We start from the raw sequence: 21,671 nt of genomic DNA, 5'->3' as shown, positions 1-21,671 counted from the left end.
TTGCCCGAAATGATCCGTTACAGAACATCTGCTTTTTGTCTGCAAGATATATTTTAGATGGTTGAATTTTATAAAATATTAATAAAATCAAAATGTAATATTGATAAGAATGGACAGCTTAATTGAGTTGATTTTTCAGTGCTCTAAATTAGTGAACTGAGCATTTCATCTTTTTTACAGTCATAGCGAAAATTGTGACTTGACCGAAATGCCAAATACATTGCAAGATAGGGCACCTAAAAAGTTTCGATCGAAGAGTTAGAATGCTCTTCACTACATTTACTTGCTTAGAACAGCCGAGGATTACATGAAGGCTCTTGTCGCTGTAAAACGTGTGGTTGATGCCAACGTTAAAGTTCGTGTTAAGCCGGACAATACTGGGGTTGACCTAACTAACGTTAAGATGTCAATTAACCCATTCTGTGAAATCGCAGTGGAAGAAGCGGTTCGCTTAAAAGAAAAAGGAACGATTTCAGAAATCGTTGTTGTTTCAGTGGGTTCTAAAGACGCGCAAGAACAAATTCGTTCTGCAATGGCTTTAGGTGCTGACCGTGGTATCTTAGTTGAAACTACTGATGAAATTGGCGCTTTAGAAGTTGCTAAAATTTTAAAAGGCGTTGTTGATGCTGAAAAACCAGAACTAATTCTTCTTGGTAAACAAGCAATTGATGATGACTCTAACCAAGTAGGTCAAATGCTTGGTGCTTTACTTGGTGCTGGTCAAGGTACTTTTGCATCTGAAGTTAAAGTTGACGGCGGTAAAGTACAAGTTACTCGTGAAGTTGATGGCGGTTTACAAACTGTTGAGCTTGGTCTTCCAGCAATCATCACAACTGACTTACGTTTGAATGAGCCACGTTATGCTGCTCTTCCAAACATCATGAAAGCGCGTAAAAAACCGCTTGATACTAAGTCTCCTGCTGACTACGGCGTTGCAACTGGTACTAAACTTAAAACAGTTAAAGTTGAAGCACCTGCTGAACGTAAAGCTGGCGTACAAGTTAAGTCTGTAGACGAACTTGTTGAAAAATTGAAAAATGAAGCGAAAGTGATCTAATACAGAAGGATAAAATCATGAGTATTTTAGTTATCGCTGATCATAACAACCAGTCACTTAACGGTGCAACTTTAAACGTTGTTGCGGCAGCTCAAAAAATCGGTGGTGATATTACTGTATTAGTAGCTGGTTCTGGCGCTCAAGCAGTTGCTGATGCTGCTGCTAAAGTTGCTGGTGTGAGCAAAGTATTACTTGCTGACAATGCTGCTTATGCGAACCAATTGGCTGAAAACGTTGCTGGCTTAGTTGCGGATTTAGCGAAAGGTTACAAATACGTATTAGCTGCTTCTACAACTACTGGTAAGAACATCCTTCCACGTGTTGCTGCACTTCTTGACGTAAGCATGATTTCAGACATCATTGCTGTTGAATCTGCAAATACTTTCAAGCGTCCTATCTATGCAGGTAATGCAATCGCAACTGTTCAATCTGACGAAGCAATCATCATTGGTACAGTTCGTGGTACAGCATTTGATGCTGCAGCTGCTGAAGGCGGTTCTGCTGCAGTTGAAGCTGTTGCTGAAGCGAAAGATGCTGGTATTTCTAAGTTTGTAAGCGAAGAAATCGTGAAACTTGATCGTCCAGAATTAACTGCTGCGCGTATCGTTGTTTCTGGTGGTCGTGGTGTAGGTTCTGGTGAAAACTATCACAAGGTACTTGACCCATTAGCTGATAAGCTTGGTGCTGCTCAAGGTGCTTCACGTGCTGCGGTAGATGCTGGTTTCGTACCAAACGACTTCCAAGTTGGTCAAACTGGTAAAATCGTTGCGCCAGATCTTTACTTGGCAATCGGTATCTCTGGTGCGATTCAGCACTTAGCGGGTATGAAAGATTCTAAAGTTATTGTTGCAATCAACAAAGACGAAGAAGCGCCAATCAACAGCGTTGCTGACTACTGGTTAGTGGGCGATTTGAACACTGTTGTACCAGAATTGGTATCTAAACTTTAATTCTCTGAATTAAGTTTGAAACGCTCCGAAAGGGGCGTTTTTTTATTGATGAAGAATTCAAAGTAGGGAAACAAAAGGACATAACAACTAAGCCATGTGTTAATTGCATAATTAATAAATGGTATTTGTAATAAGGTGAGGAAATTTCACATTTCCATGTAGGGAAATGAAAATTCCAATCATCTTTTTCTAAATAAATTTTTGCTTTCTCAATTTCTGCAAATTCTATATAAATAAAGAAAATACGACAATCTATTTGTATCAATAACTCCCAGTTAACCTGTCATTTATGCTATAATTTTTCGCTATATTTTTTAATTTTAGTTCAATTTTCTGAACTAATTTTTTGCAAGATTGAATACATAAAAACAAGTAGAGCCATCTACTTGTAAACAAGGAGTATGCATGAGCGTATCGGAAATTAGACCGATTGCCATTGAGGACGAACTCAAGCATTCATATCTAGATTACGCGATGAGCGTAATTGTATCTCGTGCATTGCCAGATGTGAGAGACGGTCTTAAACCTGTTCACCGTCGTGTGTTGTTTGCAATGCATGAATTGGGCAATGATTATAACAAAGCATACAAAAAGTCTGCTCGTGTCGTCGGGGACGTGATCGGTAAATATCACCCTCATGGTGACAGCGCAGTATATGAAACAATCGTTCGTATGGCGCAAGACTTCAGTTTGCGTTACATGTTAGTTGATGGTCAGGGTAACTTCGGTTCGGTCGATGGTGATAGCGCAGCAGCAATGCGTTATACCGAAGTTCGTATGCAAAAGTTGACCCATGAAATCTTAGCAGACTTAGAAAAAGATACTGTTGATTGGGAAGATAACTACGACGGTTCTGAGCGTATTCCTCAAGTCATGCCGACACGTATTCCAAATCTTTTGATTAATGGTACGACAGGTATTGCGGTAGGTATGGCGACCAATATGGCACCGCATAACATGACAGAAGTCGTGAATGCATGTTTAGCCTACGCCAATAACCCGAATATTTCGATTGAAGGCTTGATGGAACACATTACGGGTCCAGATTTCCCTACAGGCGGTATTATTTACGGTAAATCAGGCATTGTTGATGCCTATCGCACTGGTAAAGGTCGTTTGCATATTCGTGGTAAATATCACTTCGAAGAAGATCAAAAAACGGGTCGTACAACGATTGTGTTTACTGAGATTCCTTACCAAGTTAACAAAGCAAAAACCATTGAGCGTATTGCCGAGTTAGTCAAAGAAAAGAAACTTGAAGGTATTTCTGAACTGCGCGACGAGTCAGATAAAGACGGTATGCGTATTGCGATCGACTTGAAGCGTGGTGAAAATGCAGAAGTTGCGGTGAATAACTTATTCCTGCATACCCAACTTCAAAACTCGTTCAGCATTAACATGGTTTGCTTAGACAACGGTCAGCCTAAGTTGATGAACCTGAAAGATATTATTGCGGCATTTATTCGTCATCGCCAAGAAGTCGTGACTCGCCGTACCATGTTCGAATTGCGTAAAGCACGTGAACGTGGACATATCTTAGAGGGTTTAACGGTTGCCTTGGCAAATATTGATGCCATTATTGAAACCATTAAAACTTCTGCTAACCCCGCTGAAGCACGTGAGCGTTTACAGGCAGGTGAGTGGGCAGGCGGTGGTGTGGTTGCACTACTTGAAAAAGCAGGCGCGATTTCTGTTCGTCCCGATGAGATTGAAGGCGAAGACCCTACACGTCCATTTGGCTTGTCAGGTGATATTTATCGTTTATCTCCAACACAGGTTGCCGCAATTCTGGAATTGCGTTTGCATCGTTTAACGGGTCTCGAACAAGACAAGTTACATGCAGAATATTCTGAAATCTTAGGTCAAATCGCTGAATTAACAGCAATTCTCAATGATTTTAATTTATTGATGAATGTGATCCGTGAAGAGCTTGCTTTAATCTTGCAACAATATGGTGATGGGCGTCGTACTGAAATTGTTGAATCAGGCGTTGATTTCTGCCGTGAAGATTTGATCCCAGAAGAACAAGTGGTATTGACTGTTTCTCAAACAGGTTATGCGAAAACTCAACCACTTTCTGATTATCAAGCGCAACGTCGTGGTGGTCGTGGTAAGTCTGCAACTTCGATGAAAGATGATGATATTATTCAACATTTGATTGTTGCATCGAATCACGCGACAGTATTGTGCTTTACCAATGTTGGTAAAGTTTATCGCTTGAGAGTGTTTGAGGTTCCGCAAGCTTCACGTGGTGCAAAAGGTCGTCCAATTATTAATTTGCTTCCATTGGATGCAAATGAAACCGTGACTGCAATCTTACCGTTGACTGAATTCCCTGAAAATCACTATGTATTCATGGCAACAGCATCAGGTACGGTTAAACGTGTTGAATTAGCACAATTTAGCAATGTTCGTTCTAATGGTTTACGTGCGATTGAGTTGAACGAAGAAGATACTTTAATCGGTGTTGCAATTACCGATGGTAATCAGCAGATCATGTTGTTCTCGAACGAAGGGAAGGCAATTCGTTTTGCTGAAACAGATGTTCGTGCGATGGGACGTACGGCCAAAGGCGTGCGTGGTATGCGTGTGAGTTTTGCAAGCAATACCATTGAATCTGAAGATGCTGAAGTCGAAAATGATGATAGCGATGACAATGATGATTCATTAGATTCGAATGTTGTAAGTCGTATTGTTTCACTTGTGGTTGTACCTGAAACGGGTGAAGTACTGTGTGCTTGTGCAAACGGTTATGGTAAACGTACACCTGTAGATGACTTCCCAACCAAGAAACGTGGTGGTAAAGGTGTGATTGCAATCAAGACTAGTGAACGGAATGGTGAGCTAGTTGGTGCGGTATCTATTGATGAAAGCAAAGAACTGATGTTGATTTCTGATGGTGGTACTTTGGTTCGTACGCGTGCCGCTGAAGTTGCGACGACTGGACGTAATGCCCAAGGTGTTCGTTTAATCCGCTTAAGCGATGCTGAAACCTTAGTCGGTGTTGTTTCGATTGAAGCTGTAGAAGATGACGAAGAGTTAGACGTTACAGAAGAAACGGAAAATACAAAGGTTGAGGCTGTAACTTCTGAAGAAGCGACAGTACAACCAAAAGATGATACGCCAGAAGCTTAAGTCATCTAAGATCATAAAAAGGAAGCTAATCGGCTTCCTTTTTTATTGATTTCATCATCACTAATCGATAATAAGAAAGTGCCAGTAAAATTGCAGCTACCGTCGCAAGATAAATAAGTTTAGGAACAACAATGGATGTTGCGACCCCCATCTGATTCAGTTGCACGAACACTTGTACGCCATTGGTGGATGGTAGTAACCACGCCAAGAATTGCATCCATTCAGGCATAGCTTGATGTGGCCATGCTGTTCCTGTTAATAGAAACAAAGGCACTGAAGTCACAACAATTAAATGTCCGACTCGTTCGGGCATATCCACCAATGAGCCAATAAGCATTGCTAAACCAATGATACAACTCACATAAATTGGAACAGCGAATAGCATTCCCCAGAAATTACCCCCATGCGGATATTCATATAACCAAAATGTAAAGCCAAATAAATAGAGACAACCTAAACATCCGATGGTTAATATTGCGGCAAAAATCGCAAAAAATTCTGATCGGTTGGCAACCCAACCTTTTTCTCTATAGCTCGCAATCAACATTGCGAGTCCGAGTAATATGGTTTGATGAATAATAAGACTAGATACAGCAGGAAAAATATAGCTGCCATAGCCAGATAATGTATTAAATAGAGGAATCTGATGAATTGAGATCTCAGGATGAAATGAAGAAGCTTTGCCAAATTTTTCTAAATATTCTTGTAAACTCGCTTCAATTGAAGTCGCTAGACCAATTCCCACTTCTTTGGTTCGAATGAAATAGGCTGTACTTAGGTAAAGACCGATTCCACCCATTTCGCCGCGTTTCAAACTATTGGTAAGATTTTCGGGTAAGAGTAAAATGCCTTCAGCTTTCTGATTTTTTACGAGTTTCTCAGCCTCTAGGAAATTATCGGTAACTGTTGTGATTCGAATATGTGGACTATTAGCAGCTTGACTAATAATTTTTGAGGTTAAAATACTTTGTTCTTGGTCAACAATCACAATTGGGATGTCTGCTGCCGACTGAGCTTTATAAGCAGTAGGATAGAAAAAACTATACATGATTACAGCTGCAATCAATGTGGTAAATACAGAACTATTTGCAACAATATTTTTAAACGTTTGGATGTAATAGAAGCAAAATGATTTCATTGATTTTGCTCCTGAATATTTTTCTTCAATAAACGAATACTTAAACCTAAATAAAGAGCAGAGAAAATAACTAAAATACCAAAAGGAATGAGAGATACTGAAATATCGCTACCGATCACCCATTGCTCAGTTTGTAGTTTTGCATAAGGCGTATACGGAATAATCATTGACCAAAATTGAGTAAATGCTGGTGCATTATTCAGGGGGAGAGTAATTCCCGAGAAACTAGGTGATGATCCACCGTAAAGTGCAATAAAACCAAAGGTTTTGGGTAAATCCTTGGTTGCTAACACCACCGTGCTGCTAATCACCGCATAGGCAAAATATAGAAGAAACTGGGCAATTAAAATCAGGCTGAGTGAACCAGCAATAAAATAGCCACGAATATGTGCCAACCAGAACATCCAGCACCATGTCCACGCACAAAAAATAAAGACATAGGTCAGAATTTTACCTAATAGGCTAGAAATAATGTGTTTTGAGTCAACCCATTCATTCAGAGTTTTCCTTTTAAATTCCTGTCCAATGGCAAAAGCCACACAACAGCAAAGCAGTAAATGCAAAACTGCGGGTACCATGAACGGCTCAAGGAACAGTTCATAGCTCATATTAGGATTATATAGTGTAGAAATTTTGATATGAGGTGTCGGAACATCCAAGTAGGGGATTACATTTGATAAGTAACTCTGTCCCGTATAATCTGCCATACCGTTTAATGTACTCATCAGCATTGCAGAGGAAATGGTATTCCCAATACTAAAAAAAGATTGATTGTAGGCAATACTGATTTGTGCATCCTGTGCTTGTACTAATCTTTGTTCTGCACCATCGGGGATTAAAACGAATCCCCATGCTTCAGTTTTATTAATAAGCTGTTCGGCTTCATCTTGGCTAGTGGTGATGGTTTTTACTTGTAAAGTATGATTGATACTCAGTGCATGAATGACTTTACGGCTCATTTCACTTTGATCTTGATCAATCACAACGATAGGTAAATGCTCAGCTTTACCCGATGCAAACATATTGCCAAAAAGAAGAATCACTAACAAAGGGGCAATGATCGCCATAAAAAAATCAGCTTTATGGCGTTTTAAATAGCGCAACTCCCGAAGCATTACTGCAAACATCGGTTACTTTGCCTCTGCAATGTTAAATAAAACACTCATACCGACTTTTAGGTCTGGAATAGTTTGTTCTGGTACTAAATGAAATTTGAAGCTACGAATATCATAACCGCCAGTTTGTCTTGTTGTCTTAATCGTTGCAAAATCACCTTCGGCATCAATTTTTTTCACTTTAAAATTTGCTTTATGGTTGAGTGCAGGAATAAAGCCTTCCAGAGTTTTGGTTTTATAGACTGAGCTATACATGTCTTCACGGACATTCAAACTTACCCATAAATCATGGTCTTCAATAATGCTTACTACAGGGATACCTGTCGCGACTAACTCAGTTGGTTTACCGTAAGTTTTAGAAACAGTACCATCAGTCGGTGAATATAGTTTGGTCTCTTCGGTTAAAGCATTGGCTTCTTTTACCGCTGCTTGAGCCATAGCCACTTGTGCATCAGCAGTTGATTTTTGTTGCTCCGTACTGCCTCGTTTAGCGCGTGCGTACTGTTGATAAGCTGCTTCAGCAGTTTCACGTGCCGAAGTTTGGGCGGCTAACATTTCATCACGGCGTTGACGAGAAATGACACCTTGTTGAAATAAATTTTCACCACGTTTATAAGTGGTTGCTGCCAAATCAGCTTGGGTTTTCATTGCTTGCCAGTTGGCGTATAAGGTTTCGATATTCTCTTGCTGAGCACCACGATATACAGTTGAATGAAATGCTGTAGCACTTTGTAAAGCTGCTTGTGCTTGCTCTTTCTTTGCCTCTAACTCTGGACTAACAAAACGAACCAAAGCCTGTCCTTTTTTAACGGGTTGTCCATCAGTGACGTAAAATTCTTCAATACGGCTTGGAACTTTGGTGCTGATATGTACTGTTTCTGCTTCAACGCGACCTTGTAATTCAATGGTCTGAGGTTGATAAGCCTTCCATAGACCATATGCGATTAAACTGAATAATAAAATAAGGATAATTAACCCAATAAGTTTGAGTTTTCCATTTTTAGATGATTTATTCGGTGGAATTTTTTTATTCAAAGGTGCTGTTTCAGCTTCTACTTTTTCTGTATGTTCAATTAGAGAAACAGGCTCAGATGCTGTTTCTTTTGTTTGAGCATCTGTTGTTTGGTTGATTTGATCTGTATCACGTTCTGAATTGGATGATGATGGATTCTGGCTCATAAATTTCTCCAATTAGCGGATATAGTCAGTACGTGGTTGATTGACGTAAAGCTTAAATTCATCAATAGAACCATAGCTTTGTAATAAGGTAGCTAAAGATAAAATATATTTATACGAGTTGAGTGCCATTTCAGTTTTTAAAGCACTTAAAGCATTTTGGGCATCAATCACCTGCGTTGCAGTACCCATACCTTCTTTAAATGAAAGTTGTTGGATCCTTAAGTTTTCTTGAGCTGCTTTGGTATTCTGGGTAAGTAATTGATGGCTATTTTGCGAAGAATTTAATTCACTATAAGATTTGTATAAAACATTTTCGACTTCTTGTTTTGTCCGTTCAGTCATAAGCTCTGCTGCATATTTTTTGAGCTCTGCGGCACGGATATTTTTATTATTGTCTATACCTGAGAATAAATTGTATTTTGCCATCACACCCACAATCCAATTTTCTTTGCTATCTAAGCCATATTCTCCAAAAGCAAAAACACTTGGTTTTTTAGAGGCTTGTTGAACTTTCACATTTTCATTGGCCAATTCAGTATCTATTTGTAGTTTTTTAATCAAACTTGAGTTCTGATCATAATTTGCAAGCAATTTATCCAAAGAATGATTCTGAGTTAAATTCACAAAAAGTGGGGTACTTAGACTGACACTTTCTTTGGTTTGTAATAGATTCTGTAAACTAAATTCGCTCGCTTTTAAATTAGACTGTGCATTTTGGTAAGTACGTTCAGCATTATTGCGTGCAACTTCAAATTGCATACGCTGTCCCTTGTTAATAAAACCTTGTTTTTCAAGTTTTAGCGCATTGTTATAATGTTCTTGCATCGCATTCAAATTAAACAACGCTGACTTGGCTAATTGTTGTTGTAATTGCACATTGAAATAAGCCTGAATCATTTCGAAACGTTGTGTATCTTGCTGTTGTTTTTCACTAATATTTGAGCGTTTTGCTTGAATGGTGGCGATTTGTTTAGCGCTATTAATTTTTCCACCTGTATATAGTGGCATAACCATTGAAACTGAAGTACGAACATCATGATCTTCAATAGTGACATCTAAGTTATTTGGAACTTTATTTAAACCATCGCTAACAACTTGATCAAAACCTTGGCTGACCTGATCGATGACTTCTGGAGGTAATACATTTTGCCATTGAGATAATTTTTCATCGAAACCATTTGTTAATGAATTTTCTAAACGACGTTTACTTGATTCAAGAGGCACGCTCGTTTCACTATGAAATGCATAGGCTCGAGCATTTAAATCAATTCTTGGTAAGCCTAAATTTTTAACAGCTTCCATTTCTAATTGCGATGCTTGCTGTAAGGCTTGTTGCGCTTGAGAACTATAAGCATTTTGCACGACATATTGTTCAGCTTGGCTATAACTGAAGGTCTGAGCAAATGATGGTAATGAAAATAGGGTACAACTAATCAGGCTCATATATAGGCTGAGCTGTTTTGGAAACCGTTTGACCTGAAGGCTCGGTCGATCATGTTGTTTCAACATAAGAGCATGTCGCAATTTAATAATATCCTCAGATAGTCTAAATTCTTTTTATAAAATTGAAATATTATGTTCTTAATTAAATAGTTATATCACTTCAATTGGTGTATTGAATTTGTAAAAAATAGAGTTTTTAATCTATAAAGAAGAATGGGATTTAAACTGTGATCAGTGAATAAAATGCATCAAAATAATCAAAAGCAGATTAAAAAATTTATATGTTTTTTGCACTAAAATTTAAATATTTACTCGATAAGCTGCTGCAACCTTCGCTAATCTATGATTAAATCCCCATTTCAATTTGTTTCACTTTGACAAGGGAAAACTCATGCGTGCTTATAATTTCTGCGCTGGTCCTGCTGCATTACCTACTGCCGTTTTAGAGAAAGCTCAACAAGAAATGTTGGATTGGCAAGGTAAAGGTTTGTCGATCATGGAAATGAGTCATCGTAGTAGTGACTATGTTGCTGTCGCGGAAAAAGCTGAAGCGGATTTGCGTAAGCTCATGAACATTCCTGAGAACTATAAAGTATTGTTCTTACAAGGTGGGGCATCGCTTCAATTTTCAGCAATTCCTTTAAACTTGCTCGGCAAGAATGCGAAAGCTGATTATATTCATACTGGTATTTGGTCTGAAAAAGCGTTGAAAGAAGCAAAACGTTATGGGGACATCAATGTCATTGAAGCGGGTACGCTCATTGATGGAAAACACGCCATTACTGAGCAAAGTACTTGGAATCTTTCAAACGATGCGGCTTATGTGCACTATGCGGATAATGAAACGATTGGTGGTCTACAATTTGCAGGTGTACCAGACGTTAATGCGCCGTTGGTATGTGACTTTTCTTCAAGTATTTTGTCTGCACCATTAGATGTAAGTAAATTCGGTTTAATTTATGCTGGGGCACAAAAGAATATTGGCCCAGCAGGTTTAACGATCGTTATTGTGCGTGATGATTTATTAGATCAAGCAAAACCTGAAATTCCAAGCATTTTGAAATATTCAGATCAGGCAAAAAATGATTCAATGGTAAATACGCCTGCAACTTATGCTTGGTATTTGTCTGGTTTGGTATTTGAATGGTTACTTGAACAAGGCGGTGTAGACGCAATGCATAAAGTAAACCAAGAAAAAGCAAAATTGCTTTATGGATATATTGATTCTAGTGATTTTTATAATAATCCAATCGCAATTCCAAATCGTTCAATCATGAATGTACCATTTACACTTGCAGATGAAGCACTTGAGAAACTTTTCTTAAAAGAAGCTGAGCAAAGCCATTTGCTTAACTTAGCAGGTCATCGCTCTGTGGGTGGTATGCGTGCAAGTATTTACAATGCTGTGCCTTTAGAGGGGGTACAAGCATTGGTTAATTTCATGGACGAGTTTGCAAAACGTCACGGTTAAGCAATTTATCATCCATAAAATAAAAGCCCTCATTCATGAGGGCTTTTTTATTAACACAATTTAAATCTAAAAATTAAAATAAGCCGATTTGATGAAAAAAGAGTGCTGCTAAAAACATACCAAGTAAAAAAAAGCAAAAAGCACCAATATTGATGTGGTTCTAGGATTTTAGACCACGTCTATAAGTGATAATCTACTCCCCAATAAGCATGGGAAATGCTTGTTTTTGGAGTCAACCATGACACGAAGAAAACGTCGTAATCATTCAGCAGAGTTTAAAGTTAAAGTTGCTCTCGCAGCAATTAAAGGCGACCACACACTCGCTGAACTTTCTACTCAATTCGATTTACATCAAAACCAAATCATCGATTGGAAAAATCAACTGCTTGAGCAATCAATCAATATTTTTTCACGACCAACAGCACAACAAGAACCTGAGATTGACCTCAAAGCTCTACATGCCAAGATAGGACATCAGGCATTGCAAATTGATTTTTTAGAAGGTGCGCTCAGAAAAATAGGGCAGCTGAGCGGCAAAAAATGATCGATAAGACCCATCAACTTTCGGTACGACAACAATCGCAATTGATTCAAATCAATCGCAGTACGTTGTATTACAAGCCCAAAGAGATTTCATCAACTGATTTGAGTTTGATGCGTCTGATCGATGAAATTCATCTCGACTACCCATTTATGGGCAGTCGAATGATACGAGATATGCTACAGCGTCAAGGACATCAAATAGGTCGGCGTAAAGTCCGACGTTTAATGCGCTTGATGGGAATACATGCCTTGTATCCAAAACCCAATACCAGTAAGCCTAATCTTGCACACCGTATTTTCCCATATCTGTTGAAAAACATGGTCATCGCTCACTCTAATCAAGTCTGGTGTACAGATATCACATACATTCCTATGACTAAAGGCTTTGTCTATCTGTGTGCAATTATAGATTGGCATAGTCGTAAAGTACTGGCTCATCGTGTATCGATCAGTATGGAAACAGACTTTTGCATAGATGCGTTGCAAGAAGCAATTGTGAAATATGGTTGTCCAGAGGTGTTTAATACAGACCAAGGCAGTCAATTCACAAGCGAGGCATTTTTGAATGAGTTAAAATTGCGAAATATCAGTATCAGTATGGATGGGAAAGGACGGTGGAGAGATAATGTGATGATTGAGCGATTATGGCGCAGCTTGAAGCATGAGGAAGTCTATTTGAAGGCTTACGATACGGTTAAACAAGCGAAACAATCAATTGCTGAATATTTGGATTTTTATAACACGATACGTCCTCATTCAAGTTTGAATAAGGCAACACCAAATGAATTTTATGATCAACATTTACTAAAAGTAATGGCAGCATAATTTAAATATTTAGAGCGGATTTATCACTTATAAAACTGAATTGAGTGGTCTAATTAACGGAACCACATTAATATCAAGTTTAAGACCTTGATCACTCGAATGAATCAAACTGGTGGTCGTTTGTTCTGGTATAATTTTCATTAGAACGCCTAAAAATGCCATTTGTGTGATTTTTTGTCACTTTAGTGCAGTTTTAGCATAAATATTCGCCTGAATCCATAGGTTGCCGCGAATATATTCGCCAATGTTAAAGTTTTTATACAAATCATTTTTTGTTGCAATTCGAATTAAAATTGCAGGTAAATCATCTTCTAAAACTAAAGTCACATCATACAGCGTATATTCATCTTGCATAAATTGCATGGTTGTTTTGCCAACGATATTACCTTGGAACCAAGCTTCATCTTCTTGACCTAATGTTTCACCATACAAATATGCCACCATTTTAGAAAAATCAACGGTTACAGGTTCGTGATCTTCAGGTGTTTGTGGTTGCCAGTCGTTAATCAGCTCTTGTAAGTTTTCTGGTGCAACACCATTATGTTCAGCCAAAATAGCATTTAAAGCACGATGATGTTTAATTGATGCAGGGTCATCAACAATGATTTTCTCATTTTCAGCAACTGGTTCTAATTCATATGCCCAAGCATTAAATTGAACTTGATAAGTTTGATTTTGATCATATTGGCAGTGATTAACACTGAATAAATTATCAAATGCATAAATAACCGTATTTTTATTTAAACTCAGACGTAATACTGCTTGAGTCGCAGAATCACAAGTAATAATACGTTCAATTTGGGCATCATATTTATATGGGCTTTCAAAACTTGGGAATGCTGTTTTTAATGCGCGTGGTTTTTGATTTTCAACCGCAATAATTTGATTGATTGAAATAGACTGACCCTTTGGCCCTTGAATCAACCAAAATGATTGATCCATATCTTGTTCATCTTCACATAAGCCCATAGGCATCACTGGAGCATCAAGTGCCAATCCTAACCATTTGGGAACATCTGTTTCGGGTGTATCAGTCAATAGGTTCCAATGCTCAACATGATTGCCGAAATTTTGATCTTGAATTTTAATAGTTTCAGGACTGTTTTGATTTTTCATAAAGCGTGATGCTAAAAAGATTGAACTTATTCTATTAAATCGAGGGTAACATCCATTTTTCAAGTCTGGATATGTAATTCATTAAAAATTAATTCAAATTTCTGTTTTTGATCTCAAATCTAATCAATGAAATGGACAGCAGCAATTATTCTAATGATGCTAACTCTACTTTTACCGTAATCTGCTACACTATATTTTTATTTTTATGAGCTTGTGCCAACGTGCTGCCATTTAAATTATGGGTAGATGCGGATGCTTTACCTAAAATTTTACGTGAAGTGATTTTACGTGCGTCTGATCGTTATCAATTAGAAGTTACCTTTGTCGCTAATCAGAATGTTGGGATTACGCCATCTCTACGGATTAATTCGATTCAGGTGATGAGTGGGGCAGATCAAGCAGACAAAGAAATCATTGAGCGTATGCATGAAAATGACATTGTCATTACACAAGATATTCCACTTGCTGCACAAGTCATTGAAAAAGGTGGGATTGCTATTCACCCACGAGGTGAAATTTATACCACTGCCAATGTTAAAGCACGCCTGCATTTACGTGATTTTATGGATACTTTGCGTGGTGCAGGTGTGCAAACAGGCGGTCCACCGCCTATTTCTGAACGTGATAAACGTGAATTCTCAAGCTCTTTAGATCAAACTATTTTCAAACAAAAACGCAAAACCGCTTCTTGAGCTAAATATGCCTTCACGAATCAACTTAGTACTGACATATGGATTATTAGTATTCATTTGGGCAACCACGCCATTAGCAATTGTTTGGAGTGTTACTGATTTACACCCTATGTGGGCTTTGGTATTACGCTTTTTTATTGCCTTACCTTTGGCGGTTAGCGTGTTATTGCTGTTAAAGGTTAAATTCCCGATTCATAAAGTTGCGTTATCAAGTTATGTAGCTGGTTCATTAAGTTTGATCGGTTCGCAAATTTTTACTTATGCAGCAACCCCTTATTTAAGTTCTGGATTGATTGCATTGATGTTCGGCTTAGCTCCGATCATGGCTGGGCTGATTGGAAGTTTTGGTTTTCAACAAAAGTTAGCGAGTTTGCAGTGGTTGGGGATGGGAACCTCAATTATTGGGTTAGCGATGATTTGTCTGAGTGGCAGTCAAAAGCATGTGCAGCCGATAGGTATTGTTTTAATGCTGATGAGTGTTTTTGCATATTCGCTTTCTATTTTTCTGGTGAAAAAAATCAATGCGGATGTGCAACCGATGGCTCAAGCAACCGGTTCAATTCTGGTTTCAACAATCTTAGCCATATTATTACTCCCTTGGATTTGGCAACATGCACCAACGCACATTCCTTCGACGAAATCATTGTTAGCGTTGACTTATACTGTTGTAATGGCTTCATTAATTGCGATGTTTTGTTATTTTAAGCTGGTACAAAATTTGAAAGCGACCACCTTATCACTGACGACGGTGATGACCCCAATGTTGGCAATACTCATAGGTGCTTACCTCAATCATGAACAGTTGTCTGCACAGGTTTTTGTTGGGGCAAGCATCATTCTATTAGGTTTGTGTCTTTATTTTTATAAAGATTTTAATACCTATCGCCGTTTGAAAATATGAAAAGGACATTTTCATATTTAATTTGGGTTGATTTCAGTTTGTTGTGATTCTTGAATACTTTCCGCTAATTTGGCACGATCTTGTGGATTAAGGGTAATGAAATAAGCACCAATACGGAATTTACCTTGTTCATCTGCTGAGCTGTAAGCAACTTGAGCAGTTGCTGCGATATGAAAGTAGTTTTCAGGATGACTCAACGTAATATGAATGTAGGTTCCTTCATTAATATCTTGTGAGCTAAAGAAGCTCAAACCGTTCTCGGAAAAGTTAACTTGTTCAGGGACTGGCAGTAGGGATTGCACGATATTGTCGTAAAAAGAACCAGTAATCAGATTCAATTTTTGATTGAAAAGGGATAATATGCGAGCAATTTGTTGATCTTTTTCATTTAATTGTTCTAATTCGTAGCGAAATGCATGATCAAATTGATCTAATTCAGCAAGTAGTAGAAAATAGCGTGGCAATACAAAGTGAGAATCATAAGGATCATTCAGCGCAACGTCGTCAGGAATGACTTGATAGTTGATTCTTAACACAGCATCAATACGAGACATCACTCGACGTTCAGAGTTGTCCTCAACAAGCTGATGTTGTGAATTTTCCATAATAAATCACCTCGGACTAAATGGTATGTTTAAGCCAATTTCGCTGTATATAGGGTTGAGATACACTCGTGCTCGGCGAAGTAATCATTTTATTTCTTTTATTGCCTTGGTTTCCATGATTGGTTTAACCCTTGGCGTTGCTGTCCTTATTACAGTACTGTCTGTTATGAACGGTTTTGACCGTGAATTAAAAAATCGTGTTCTTGGAATGGTTCCGCAAGCCACAGTTTCTTCTACTCAGATACTAACAGATTGGCCTGAGCTTGTAAAAAGAGTTGAACACCATCCGCATGTGACAGGTGTTGCACCATTTACTCAATTGCAAGGGATGTTAACCGCTCAAGGGCAAGTTGCAGGGATTATGGTGACCGGAATTGAGCCTAAATATGAAAAAAAAGTTTCAATTATCCAAAACCATATGGTCTCAGGTGATTTAAATGCTTTGAAGAAAGGCGAGTTCGGTATTGTTCTAGGCAAGGACATGACCGATGCGCTTGGTCTCGGTTTAAATGACAATGTCACCTTAGTTCTGCCTGAAGCAACACCATCACCAGCAGGTGTGGTACCACGTTTTAAACGTTTTAAAGTCGTTGGAATTTTTAGTGTAGGTGCAGAAGTTGATTCGATGGTGGGTTATATCGCCTTAAATGATGCATCAACATTATTGCGTTTGCCTGATGGTGCGCAAGGCGTGCGATTAAAGCTAGATGATATTTTTGCTGCACCATCTGTTGCAGATGATATCGTGAAACAATTACCAAGTAATTTCTACGCATCGAATTGGACGTATACGCACGGCAATCTTTTCAATGCGATTCAGATGGAAAAAACCTTAGTGGGTTTACTTCTTGTTCTGATTATTGTGGTTGCTGCATTTAATATCGTTTCATCTTTAGTAATGGTCGTAACAGATAAAAAATCTGATATTGCGATTCTGCGGACTCTCGGTGCTTCACCGTCCATGATCACTAAAATTTTTATGGTACAAGGCACAGTGATTGGTGTCATTGGAACGATTGCAGGAACAGTGTTAGGTGTAACTTTAGCATTGACCATTAGCGATATTATTTCTTGGTTCAATACTGCTCTAGGTTTGAACTTGTTTGATGCCTATTTTGTTCACTATCTGCCTTCATATCTCAGATGGCAAGATGTTACGGTAATTGTCATTGTTTCATTATTGATGAGTTTTTTGGCGACAATTTATCCTGCATTACGTGCAGCCAAAGTTCAACCTGCTGAGGCATTACGTTATGAGTAAGATCGTCTTAGAAGCCAAAGATATTTATAAATATTTTGATGATGGTAAAAGCAAAGTTGAAGTGATTAAAGGTTTATCACTTCAAGTAAAAGCAGGCGAGTTTGTTTCCATTGTTGGTTCGAGTGGTTCAGGTAAAAGTACGTTATTACATGCGCTTGGTGGCCTAGAGCAACCATCGCAAGGACAAGTCTTTTTGCAAGGTCAGCGTTTTGATAATTTAGGCGAAGCAGAGCGTGGTTATAAACGTAATCAATATCTAGGTTTCGTTTATCAATTTCACCATTTGTTGCCTGAGTTTTCTGCTTTAGAAAATGTAGCCATGCCTTTGATGTTACGTCGTGAAAGTAATTATAAGGATGTTAAAAGACAAGCAGAATACCTACTTGATCGTGTCGGTTTATCGCATCGTTTAGATCATAAACCAGGTGAATTATCGGGCGGTGAACGTCAACGTGTGGCTTTAGCGCGCGCCTTAGTGACGAAACCTGCAGTTGTCTTAGCAGATGAACCAACTGGTAATTTAGATCGTAAAACAGCATTGAGTATTTTTGAATTGCTGACTGATCTCAAAAAAGAGCTGAATATGGCGATGTTAATCGTGACTCATGATGAGCAATTGGCTCAATCAGCAGATTCGATTTTGCATATGCAAGATGGTTTATGGATTGATCCAAAATAATTTATTTTGTTTAATCTCTTGTTAAAGCCCTGAAAACGGGCTTTAATTTTCCGTTCAGAAAAATCAAAAACTTAATTAAAAAATTACATGTTAAAAATTATTTTATTGGGCTGGATTGCTGGTATTGCAATCATGGGATTTCATCTTGATTTTATCGAGCTGACATGGTGGATTTGGTTGGCTATTGCAATCCTGATCTTTAGCTTTGGCATATACAAGAAAGAATTCTATTTTTATCGACCTTTTTATAAAGCACTTATTTTAATCAGTGCAAGCTGGGGATTGTTTACAACAGGATATCATTTTGCAGATTCCGCATTAGAACAACGACTGCAATTAAAAGAGTTTGAATCACAATCCTATGAAGCAATTGTTTATATCAAAAATATAGATGAATTGAGTAATGATGGTCATAAACAAATTGCTGAAGTGCTTAATCGACATAAGCAATCTGTCAACTGGTTACTTTATTTAAAACAAGACAAATATCAGTTAAATCAGAAGCAAAGTTTACAGTTGGGTCATTATTATCGAGTTTATGGTCAGATTAAACCAGTGCATAGTTATGCTGTTGTGGGTGCATTTGATCAGGAAAAATGGTTTTTGCAGCAAAATATAATGTCTGCATTTTCAGTGCAGTCTATTCAACCTTTAAGCTTTGATGAAATTTACCGTTTGGGTTATCAAGGTCACTTAAAGCAACAGCAAAGCTTTTCTGCTAAGTTTTTATTAAACGTTGAGATGAAACGCTTAGAATTCCGGCAGATGTTACAAACTTCTAAGCTTCAGCATAAAGGTTTACTTTTAGCCTTGCTAACAGGTGATGAAAGCCTGTTATCCAACACATTGAAACAACAATTTCAACAGCTTGGAATTTCGCATTTGTTAGCGATTTCTGGTCCACATGTGTTGATCTTTGCATTCATGTTGTCTTGGTTGATACAACGTCTCATACAGCATTACTGCCCACATCTATACTTATGGCAGCCTAGACAAATTTTATTATTATTGCCATTTTTGCTCAGTGTTCTGGTCTATGTGGCATTTGTTGGTTTTGAGATTCCAGCGATCAGAACTTTATTGACTGCTTTGCTTGCAAGTATTTTTCTCTTCTTTCGTCAATCGATTCGCCCATTTAGCTTATTGATTTATAGTGCCAGTATATTATTACTTTTTGATCCTTTTAGTATTCTATCCGCTGGTTTTTGGCTGTCATATGGGGCCTGTTTTATTCTACTTAGAGTTTATCAGACCATTGCACAATTACCGCAAGATCAGCCGATTACGTGGACTCAAAAAATATTTTTAGCTGCTAAAGCTTTGGTTGAATCGCAATCTAAGATTTTTATCGCCTTATTACCATTAGTCTTGATTTTCTTTCAGCAAGTTTCTTGGATTGCACCTGTAAGTAACTTAATTGCAATTCCTTTACTTGGCGGTGTCGTTGTGCCAGTAGGTATTCTGGCTGCATGTATTTGGCTCATCATTCCTGCATTAGGGCAGTTTTTATTTCAAATTAATGATTTTGTATTATCTATATTGATGTCAATTTTAGACATCTTGCAAAATATTGCACCGCATTTATATGGGGTAAGTTATACACCCTTAATGATGGTATCTTTAATCCTTGGTATGCTTATTTTATTTATGCCGAGGGGAACGATTCCTAAAGCTTGGGCATTGATTTGTTTTTTACCTATATGTATAGGTGTAAAGACTCAACCTACGGTTTTAAATATTTTAGATGTTGGACAAGGGCAAGCTGTATTTTTACAACATCCCGAACAAATCTTTATGATTGATACAGGGGGCTCTTACAATGAAAATAAATTTAGTTTAGGAGAGCGGGTTGTTATTCCATTTATACGGCAACAAGGTGTACGCCACATCGACCATGTAATCTTATCTCATCTTGATCAAGACCATAGTGGTGCTTTTCCTATTATTCAAAAAAACTTTGAAATATCCCAAGTTCAGTCAAATGAATATGACCAAAAAATGCAGTTCAAAAACAATTTCTCATTTTGTCAGCAAGGTCAGCATTGGTCATATGAAAATCTAAAAGTTGAAATTCTATCCCCTAAATCAGATGAGCTTATTCATGCAAAGGATCAGCAAAATGAGTATTCCTGTATGGTGTATTTGCAGTTTCTAAATGCCCAACCTTATCAAAAATTTTTAATCATGGGAGATGCAGGTTGGGAGGCTGAATATAAATTAATGCAACAATATCCCGACTTAAAAGTAGATGTTTTGATCTTGGGACATCACGGGAGTAAACATAGTTCTGCTTATGATTTTTTAGCGACTTTAAAACCGAAACTTGCGATTGCTTCGGCAGGGTTTGATAATCGTTATGGACATCCTAGTCAAGAGTTGAAAAATCGTCTACAGGCGCTACACATTCCATTATTAACTACGGTTGAAGCAGGAACAATTCGTTTTGTTTTTGAAAATGGTCAGGTTGAGCTCAGACAGCAAAGACAGCAAATTAAATGGTTGGAAAGAAAATAACTTAAATATTGTAATATTTTCATATCACAATATTTATAGGATTAAAGTTGAGTATTTTCTTGCCGACGAACTTCAGCAACTTTTGCTAAAGCTTCGTTGACGTCAATATCATAAATTTTGCGTAAGCTAGGGTTCGCACTGAATCGTTTATAACTCCAGTGATAATGCATTGGAAGACGTTGGATTAAATTTTCCAAAGTCTGATGAATAATAAGCGTACCATCTTCGGCATTGCCTTCATAAATTTGAGGATTGATACGCTCGATATGCATGTCGAATCCACCTTTGTCATTCCTCAAAGCATAAAGGAATAAAGTTCGTGCTTTTGTTTTTTGAATTAACTTTGCGCTTAAACTACTCGATGCCAAGGGAATACCAAAATACTTAATCATTTCACCACCGTGATCAGGGGTGTGATCAGGTAAAATAACAGTTGTACCACCTTGTTTTAATGCTTTAAAAATCTGACGAACTCCACTTTCATCAGTGGGTACTAAATTCGCTTGATTACGGCTACGTGCATCACGAACAAAACGATCAGCATCAGGATTTTTCACTGGCTTATAAAGGATGGTCATTTGAGTATGTTTGGATAGCCATGCATTCATCACTTCCCAAGTACCCAAATGAGGCATAATCAGGACAAGTCCTTTTTTCTCTGCGAGGGCTTCGTGAAAATAATGCTCATTATGAATTTTGTGAATGCGCTGAATATTTTTCTCATTTGAAGCTCCCCAAATGCTCACAAATTCAAAATAAGAGGTTAGTTCATTTTTAATTGCTTGTTTTTTTAATTGATTTATTTCTTGTTGAGATGCTTCAGGAAATGCGATCTGTAAATTCAATTGTATAATTTTTGAGAGTTTAGAAAGCTGGAAACTATTGAGTAATCGTGCAACAAAACCTGCGATAAAACGACCTAATTGGAGTGGTTGATGACTCAGAAATTGGATGAGACGGTAATTACTATTTGTTGATTTGGGGTGTGCCATATATCAAACATTAAAAAAATTACAAGAGGAGAGTATAACGTATAAAATAATTATA

Annotated in this window: 17 protein-coding genes; 10 read left to right on the top strand and 7 right to left on the bottom strand. The window is 37.8% G+C overall.

The window, feature by feature from the left end; genetic code table 11:
* Nucleotides 1-307 precede the first annotated feature (307 nt).
* The 3 genes from F908_RS10220 (at nucleotide 308) to gyrA (ending at nucleotide 5,142) form a co-directional block, all read left to right on the top strand.
* Nucleotides 308-1,057 (top strand): electron transfer flavoprotein subunit beta/FixA family protein, encoded by a 750-nt coding sequence (locus F908_RS10220; protein ID WP_005161342.1) that lies wholly within the window; start codon nucleotides 308-310, stop codon nucleotides 1,055-1,057.
* Between the two features lie 17 nt (nucleotides 1,058-1,074).
* A complete protein-coding gene (locus tag F908_RS10215) occupies nucleotides 1,075-2,007 on the top strand; it encodes an electron transfer flavoprotein subunit alpha/FixB family protein (RefSeq protein WP_005161338.1) in 933 nt (310 codons plus the stop codon).
* 405 nt (nucleotides 2,008-2,412) lie between these two features.
* Nucleotides 2,413-5,142 carry a DNA gyrase subunit A gene (gene gyrA / locus F908_RS10210; RefSeq protein WP_005161336.1) on the top strand — a complete coding sequence of 910 codons (2,730 nt, stop codon included), beginning with the start codon at nucleotides 2,413-2,415 and terminating at the stop codon, nucleotides 5,140-5,142.
* A gap of 25 nt (nucleotides 5,143-5,167) precedes the next feature.
* Here the strand turns inward: gyrA and F908_RS10205 are convergent, their stop codons facing one another.
* Genes F908_RS10205 through F908_RS10190 form a run of 4 tightly spaced genes read right to left on the bottom strand, consistent with a single transcriptional unit; the run spans nucleotide 5,168 to nucleotide 10,083 of the window.
* Nucleotides 5,168-6,280, bottom strand: coding sequence for an ABC transporter permease (locus tag F908_RS10205; protein WP_005161334.1), 1,113 nt, complete (start codon nucleotides 6,278-6,280; stop codon nucleotides 5,168-5,170).
* The gene (locus F908_RS10200; protein ID WP_005161331.1) at nucleotides 6,277-7,407 is read right to left on the bottom strand and encodes an ABC transporter permease; all 1,131 of its coding nucleotides are present in this window, start codon (nucleotides 7,405-7,407) and stop codon (nucleotides 6,277-6,279) included. Before F908_RS10200 ends, F908_RS10205 begins: the two co-directional genes overlap by 4 nt.
* A gap of 3 nt (nucleotides 7,408-7,410) precedes the next feature.
* The gene (locus tag F908_RS10195; RefSeq protein WP_005161328.1) at nucleotides 7,411-8,574 is read right to left on the bottom strand and encodes an HlyD family secretion protein; all 1,164 of its coding nucleotides are present in this window, start codon (nucleotides 8,572-8,574) and stop codon (nucleotides 7,411-7,413) included.
* A 12-nt stretch (nucleotides 8,575-8,586) separates the two neighbouring features.
* Entirely contained in the window at nucleotides 8,587-10,083 is a 1,497-nt protein-coding gene (locus tag F908_RS10190; protein WP_034602728.1) for a TolC family protein, read from the bottom strand.
* Nucleotides 10,084-10,408: 325 nt separating this feature from the next.
* Between F908_RS10190 and serC the strand changes: the two genes are divergently transcribed.
* Nucleotides 10,409-11,488, top strand: a complete 1,080-nt coding sequence (gene serC / locus F908_RS10185) for a 3-phosphoserine/phosphohydroxythreonine transaminase (RefSeq protein ID WP_005161323.1) — start codon at nucleotides 10,409-10,411, stop codon at nucleotides 11,486-11,488.
* A 238-nt stretch (nucleotides 11,489-11,726) separates the two neighbouring features.
* A protein-coding gene (locus tag F908_RS15645) for an IS3 family transposase (RefSeq protein WP_155756589.1) occupies nucleotides 11,727-12,856 on the top strand; the annotation gives its coding sequence in 2 pieces (ribosomal slippage) (nucleotides 11,727-11,979 and nucleotides 11,979-12,856; 1,131 coding nt in all).
* 177 nt (nucleotides 12,857-13,033) lie between these two features.
* Here F908_RS15645 and F908_RS10170 read toward each other — a convergent pair.
* On the bottom strand, nucleotides 13,034-13,972 hold the full coding sequence (locus F908_RS10170) for a hypothetical protein (protein ID WP_005161305.1): 939 nt from the start codon (nucleotides 13,970-13,972) through the stop codon (nucleotides 13,034-13,036).
* Nucleotides 13,973-14,193: 221 nt separating this feature from the next.
* Between F908_RS10170 and F908_RS10165 the strand changes: the two genes are divergently transcribed.
* Both F908_RS10165 and F908_RS10160 read left to right on the top strand, forming a co-directional pair.
* Nucleotides 14,194-14,664 carry a YaiI/YqxD family protein gene (locus F908_RS10165; RefSeq protein ID WP_005161301.1) on the top strand — a complete coding sequence of 157 codons (471 nt, stop codon included), beginning with the start codon at nucleotides 14,194-14,196 and terminating at the stop codon, nucleotides 14,662-14,664.
* A 7-nt stretch (nucleotides 14,665-14,671) separates the two neighbouring features.
* Nucleotides 14,672-15,565, top strand: coding sequence for a DMT family transporter (locus F908_RS10160; RefSeq protein ID WP_005161299.1), 894 nt, complete (start codon nucleotides 14,672-14,674; stop codon nucleotides 15,563-15,565).
* A gap of 17 nt (nucleotides 15,566-15,582) precedes the next feature.
* On the opposite strand, the gene F908_RS10155 is transcribed toward F908_RS10160, so the two are convergent.
* Nucleotides 15,583-16,170 (bottom strand): PilZ domain-containing protein, encoded by a 588-nt coding sequence (locus tag F908_RS10155; RefSeq protein WP_005161296.1) that lies wholly within the window; start codon nucleotides 16,168-16,170, stop codon nucleotides 15,583-15,585.
* 25 nt (nucleotides 16,171-16,195) lie between these two features.
* On the opposite strand from F908_RS10155, the gene F908_RS10150 reads away from it, so the two are divergent.
* From F908_RS10150 to F908_RS10140, 3 genes are all read left to right on the top strand, one after another.
* Nucleotides 16,196-17,431 carry a lipoprotein-releasing ABC transporter permease subunit gene (locus F908_RS10150; RefSeq protein WP_005161293.1) on the top strand — a complete coding sequence of 412 codons (1,236 nt, stop codon included), beginning with the start codon at nucleotides 16,196-16,198 and terminating at the stop codon, nucleotides 17,429-17,431.
* Nucleotides 17,424-18,110 (top strand): lipoprotein-releasing ABC transporter ATP-binding protein LolD, encoded by a 687-nt coding sequence (lolD, locus tag F908_RS10145; RefSeq protein ID WP_005161291.1) that lies wholly within the window; start codon nucleotides 17,424-17,426, stop codon nucleotides 18,108-18,110. The genes F908_RS10150 and lolD overlap by 8 nt, the downstream gene beginning before the upstream one ends.
* Nucleotides 18,111-18,197: 87 nt before the next feature.
* The gene (locus F908_RS10140; protein WP_005161288.1) at nucleotides 18,198-20,624 is read left to right on the top strand and encodes a DNA internalization-related competence protein ComEC/Rec2; all 2,427 of its coding nucleotides are present in this window, start codon (nucleotides 18,198-18,200) and stop codon (nucleotides 20,622-20,624) included.
* Between the two features lie 41 nt (nucleotides 20,625-20,665).
* On the opposite strand, the gene F908_RS10135 is transcribed toward F908_RS10140, so the two are convergent.
* Nucleotides 20,666-21,616: a lysophospholipid acyltransferase family protein gene (locus F908_RS10135; protein ID WP_005161285.1), complete on the bottom strand. Its 951-nt coding sequence runs from the start codon at nucleotides 21,614-21,616 to the stop codon at nucleotides 20,666-20,668.
* Nucleotides 21,617-21,671: the final 55 nt, after the last annotated feature.

The sequence above is a fragment of the Acinetobacter sp. NIPH 284 genome, assembly GCF_000369425.1.
Classification (GTDB): Bacteria; Pseudomonadota; Gammaproteobacteria; order Pseudomonadales; family Moraxellaceae; genus Acinetobacter.
The sequence above is the reverse complement of the archived record's forward strand: the minus strand, read 5'-3'. Positions and strand labels throughout refer to the sequence as shown.

Bases quoted from the DNA above. Each gene is read 5' to 3' on its own strand.
- F908_RS10220 (WP_005161342.1), top strand. From the start codon at position 308: ATGAAGGCTCTTGTCGCTGTAAAACGTGTGGTTGATGCCAACGTTAAA.
- F908_RS10215 (WP_005161338.1), top strand. From the start codon at position 1,075: ATGAGTATTTTAGTTATCGCTGATCATAACAACCAGTCACTTAACGGT.
- gyrA (WP_005161336.1), top strand. From the start codon at position 2,413: ATGAGCGTATCGGAAATTAGACCGATTGCCATTGAGGACGAACTCAAG.
- F908_RS10205 (WP_005161334.1), bottom strand. From the start codon at position 6,280: ATGAAATCATTTTGCTTCTATTACATCCAAACGTTTAAAAATATTGTT.
- F908_RS10200 (WP_005161331.1), bottom strand. From the start codon at position 7,407: ATGTTTGCAGTAATGCTTCGGGAGTTGCGCTATTTAAAACGCCATAAA.
- F908_RS10195 (WP_005161328.1), bottom strand. From the start codon at position 8,574: ATGAGCCAGAATCCATCATCATCCAATTCAGAACGTGATACAGATCAA.
- F908_RS10190 (WP_034602728.1), bottom strand. From the start codon at position 10,083: ATGTTGAAACAACATGATCGACCGAGCCTTCAGGTCAAACGGTTTCCA.
- serC (WP_005161323.1), top strand. From the start codon at position 10,409: ATGCGTGCTTATAATTTCTGCGCTGGTCCTGCTGCATTACCTACTGCC.
- F908_RS10170 (WP_005161305.1), bottom strand. From the start codon at position 13,972: ATGAAAAATCAAAACAGTCCTGAAACTATTAAAATTCAAGATCAAAAT.
- F908_RS10160 (WP_005161299.1), top strand. From the start codon at position 14,672: ATGCCTTCACGAATCAACTTAGTACTGACATATGGATTATTAGTATTC.
- F908_RS10155 (WP_005161296.1), bottom strand. From the start codon at position 16,170: ATGGAAAATTCACAACATCAGCTTGTTGAGGACAACTCTGAACGTCGA.
- F908_RS10150 (WP_005161293.1), top strand. From the start codon at position 16,196: ATGTTTAAGCCAATTTCGCTGTATATAGGGTTGAGATACACTCGTGCT.
- lolD (WP_005161291.1), top strand. From the start codon at position 17,424: ATGAGTAAGATCGTCTTAGAAGCCAAAGATATTTATAAATATTTTGAT.
- F908_RS10140 (WP_005161288.1), top strand. From the start codon at position 18,198: ATGTTAAAAATTATTTTATTGGGCTGGATTGCTGGTATTGCAATCATG.
- F908_RS10135 (WP_005161285.1), bottom strand. From the start codon at position 21,616: ATGGCACACCCCAAATCAACAAATAGTAATTACCGTCTCATCCAATTT.